A 4,572-nucleotide genomic window follows, 5' to 3' on the forward strand; every position below is an offset into this window, starting at 1 on the left:
ATCATCACCTCGATCACGCTCAGGCTGCAGGGCATCCCGGAGGTGATTTCCGGCGGCGTCTGCCCGTTCCCGACGATCGAAGACGCCTGCAACGCGGTGATCCTCACCATCCAGTCCGGCATTCCGGTGGCGCGCATCGAGCTTCTCGATGCCCTGCAGATGAAGGCCTGCAATGGCTATTCCGGCCTTTCCTATGCGGAGACGCCGACACTCTTCGTCGAATTTCATGGCAGTCCCGAGAGCGTCGAACTGCAGGCACGCCAATTCGGCGAAATCGCCTCGGAGTTCGGTGCCAGCGATTTCCTCTGGACGACCAATCCGGAGGAACGGGCGCGGCTCTGGAAGGCGCGGCACAATGCCTATTGGGCGCAGAAAAGCCTGATCCCGGGTGCGGCGATCCTGTCGACGGACGTCTGCGTGCCGATCTCGCGGCTGGCGGAATGCGTGGTGGCGACCCAGGAGGACAGCGCCGCCCATGGGCTGACCGCGCCGATCGTCGGCCATGCGGGCGACGGGAACTTCCATGTCGGCCTGCTGTTCGCTGACAAGGACGCGGCCGACGTGGCGCGGGCAGAGGCCTTCGTCGGGCGGCTGAACGCCCGGGCGCTTGAAATGGACGGAACCTGCACGGGCGAACATGGCATCGGCCAGGGAAAGATGCCGTTCCTCGAGGCAGAGCTTGGCGACGCGCTGGACCTGATGCGGCAGGTCAAACGCTCGCTCGATCCGGACAATATCTTCAACCCGGGCAAGATCTTCGCCTGAGGCGGAACCCCGTACGGCGGCGTCAGCATTTGGCCCAATTTTTCGGGCAATGCGCCGGCGCCAAAGTGTGGTAGTGCATAGTTCCGAAGTCGGAATCGACCCCGAACGAATTATGCGGCAATGAGAGCGCTACGGCATGTCTCCTTGGATCGTTTCCGATTTGAGGACGAAACATGCGGGACTGCAAAATGCTGCAGCGACCCTTGCGCGCCTGATGAGGCGCGACGTTGCAGGCGCCAAACTCTGGCGCGCAAACTGACATGCGGCGCACATTTGCGCCGATGAACTGGATGGAATGTAGGCACGGTGCTTTCGCGAATTTTGCTTGCTGTCGGTGGACTTGTGGTCGTTGCGCTTTTTGCGGCGCTGATCGCCCCGTGGTTCATTGACTGGACCGACTTTCGCAAGGAATTCGAACGCGAAGCCAGCCGCATCATGGGCAAGCCGGTCGTCGTTCATGGCAGCGTCGATGCGCGGCTGATCCCGTTCCCGACCGTGACGCTCAACGACGTGCGCGTCGGCAGCGAAGACGGCGAGCCGCTGATCCAGGTGGCGCAGTTTTCGATGAGTGCGGAACTGGCGCCGTTCCTCAGTGGCGAAGCGCTGATCTTCGACATGCGGCTCGACCGGCCCAAGGCCAAGGTACGGCTGTTGCCGGACGGGACGCTCGACTGGGCGCGCGGTCGCCGCACCTCGATCCCGGCCAAGACCGTCGTGCTTGAAAACGTCGAGATCACCAATGGCCAGATCGAATTCATCGACGAGCAGACCGGCCGCACCCGCCGCGTAAGCGGGCTTGCTGCCGACGTTTCGGCCCGTACACTTGCCGGCCCTTGGAAAGTGGAGGGGCGCGCGGCGCTCGACGGCGAAGCCGGCAGCTTCTCCTTTACCAGCAACGAGGTGGACGCAGCCGGTGCGTTGAGCCTCAAGGCACGGGTAACGCCCGACAAGCGCCCCTTCGGCGTCGAAACCGATGGTGCGTTGAAGATCGTCGACTTCAAGCCGGTCTATAGCGGCCGCTTCACCCTGACCGAAAACCGGCAGGGCGAGGAGAAGGATGACACGCGGGCGCCGTTGCGCATCAATGGTGATTTCCAGCTTACCAACGAAAGCATCCGCGTTCCGGACTATCGTTTCGAGGTAGGCTCGTCGGAAGACCCCTATGTGGTGACCGGCGAGGGCCAGCAGATCGACGTCAGCCGCATCGGCCCCAACCGCAATACCAAGACCGGCCGCGACCCGGCGATTTCCATGCGCCAGCGGCTGGAGGCGATGCTCGCCATTGCCGCCGACATTCCCATTCCGCAGGTGCCGGGCCGCGCGAGCCTGAAGCTGCCGGCGATCGTCGTCGGCGACACGACGGTGCGTGACGTGCGCATCGACGTGCAGCCTGACGGCGCCGGCTGGGTGATCGACAATGTCGTGGCGCTGCTGCCGGGGCGCACCCAGCTCGAAGCCAAGGGGCGGCTGAACCTCAAGGGGCAGCGAAGTTTCCGCGGCGACCTGCTGCTCGCCTCCAACCAGCCGTCAGGTCTGGCGAACTGGCTGGCGGGCTCGGTCGACCCGGCGATCCGCAAACTGAAGACTGCCGGATTTTCTGCCACGGTGAACCTGACCGATACGCTGCAACAGTTCGAGAACCTCGAATTGGCTGCGGGCGAGGCGAGCCTCAAGGGCCGGCTGGAGCGGCAGTCCTTTGCCGAGCAGCAACCGAACCTCTCGCTGCAGCTCAAGGGCAACCGCATCGATTTCGAGGCGCTTCAGGCGCTGACCGGACTGGTGGCGGGCGACGCTTCCACCGACACGCTGCTGCAGCACGCCATCGCCGCCGACCTTTCGGCTGACGAGTTCTCCGCCTTCGGTGAAGAGGCGCAGGACGTACAGGCGGTGCTGACGCTGAAGAATGGCCAGCTCCAGGCCGAGCGTGTGGCGATCGGCTCGCTTGCCGGCGCCCAGCTCGCCTTTTCCGGCCGTGCAAGCGGCGATCTGGAAAAACCCGTCGTCTCGGCCAAGATGAAACTTGCCGCCAAGAACCTGACGCCGTTCCTGGAAATGATCGGACGGCACGCGGTCAACCATCCGGCCCTTCGGCAGCTGATCAAGGCTGGCCCCTATTACAGCGACACGGCTTTCGACGTGACGCTGACGGCCGGCAACAAGGAAGGCAATGCGCCGGCGACTTTCGGGATTTTCGGCACGGCGAACGGTACCAAGATCGCCGCCAGCTATCAGGCGCCGGACATGGTGCAGGCGATGACCGGCAAGGCGATACTGCTTGAGGCGACGCTGGAAAACCCCGAAACCCGCCTGCTTCTCGGGCAGACCGGTTTCGATCCCTTGCCCTTCGATGCTGATGCCAACGGCATTCTCTCGGTCAAGCTGCAGAGCACTGAGGGCTCGAAGGCGAACGGTACGGTGACGTTCACGACCGAGAAGTCGTCGCTCGCCGCCAAGGGCAATGTCGATCTTTCGCGCGATCACTTCCTCGAGGGGCAGGCAAAGGTCACGTTGCAGACCCAGGATCTGGAGCCCTATCTGCTCCTGCAAGGGGTGGCGCTGCCGCAGATGGGGAGCGGCCTGCCGCTGACGATTTCGGCCGATGTTGCCGCAAGCCCAGAGGCGATCGCCCTGACAACGGTCGAGGGCAAGGCGGACAACAACGGCTTTACCGGCACGCTGACGGTCGACCGCAAGGCGCCTGGTGCTGCCAGCGGTCAGCTCACCGTCGATTCGCTCGATCTGGCCTGGCTGGGCGAGGCGATCTTGGGTCCGGTCGAGGATGCGAACGGCGCGTTTTCGAAGAGCGCCCTGGCGCAGCCGGCCTGGACGGGCCTCAATGTCGCGCTCGACGTGCAGGCAGCAAAGTTCTGGCCGAGCGTCTATGGCGCGGTCACGAGCTTTGCCGGCAAGATGGAATGGAAGGGTGACGAGCTTTCCCTGACGGACGCCACCGGCGATTGGCTGGGCGGCAAGCTTGCGGGCCGAGTGCAGGTCGGGAACGCCAACGGCTCCGGCTTCCTGCGCTCGCGCCTGGACGTCAAGGGTGGCGATCTGACCCAGGCGGGGTGGACCCATGCCGGCGCACCGGTGGCGACCGGAACTTTCGATCTCTCCGTCGCGCTCGAAGCATCCGGCGCGACACCGGAGGCGATGGCTCATTCGGCAAGCGGTTCCGGCACCGCGACCTTCAACGGCATGACCCTGAACGGCATCAACAGTGCGGCTCTGCCCCAACTGATTGCTGCGGCCGATGGCCAGAAGACGCAGATCTCGGCCGATAGCATCCGCAGCGTGGCGGAGGCGGCGGTTTTCTCGGGTCAATCGGTTGTCGGCGTCGTCAAGGCTCCGTTCAGTGTTGCCGGCGGCGTGCTGCGGGCGCAGAACGTGACCGCTGGCGACGGCAATGCCGCCTTGATGGGCGCAGCCGCCCTCGATCTTGCGGCCGGCCGGATCGATGGCGGCATCGACCTCACCTTCCGCCCCGGAGAGGAAGCGCTTTCCGGTACCGAACCGCGTGTGCGGATTGGCTATGCCGGCTTGCTGGAGGCGCCGGGCGTCAGCCTCGACGTTGCTGATCTCGCCAATTGCCTGTCGCTGCGCGCTTTTGAGCGCGAGCGCCGGCGGGTCGAGATCCTGCAGGCAAACGTATTGGAGAAGCAGCGGCTGCGCCGCGAAGTGGCGCTTTACAAGGCGAAGGCAGAAGCGCGGGAGATCGAACGGCGGCGCGCCGTTGCCGAAGAACGCCGGCGCGTCGCGGGGGCTGCGGAAGCGGCTCGGGTCAAGGCCGAACTGGAAGCGCGCGCCGAG

The 4,572-nt window shown here is 64.9% G+C and carries 2 protein-coding genes; both read left to right on the forward strand.

Features of this window, described 5'->3' with window-relative positions; all coding sequences use genetic code 11:
- Nucleotides 1-765 (forward strand): FAD-linked oxidase C-terminal domain-containing protein (locus tag I8N66_RS14525; RefSeq protein ID WP_291154675.1); only part of this gene is annotated, 765 nt, incomplete at its 5' end.
- Nucleotides 766-1,071: 306 nt separating this feature from the next.
- On the forward strand, nucleotides 1,072-4,572 hold a 3,501-nt coding region (locus I8N66_RS14530), incomplete at its 3' end, for an AsmA-like C-terminal region-containing protein (RefSeq protein WP_291154677.1).

This window comes from Ensifer sp. SSB1 (assembly GCF_016652895.1).
GTDB lineage: Bacteria > Pseudomonadota > Alphaproteobacteria > Rhizobiales > Rhizobiaceae > Ensifer.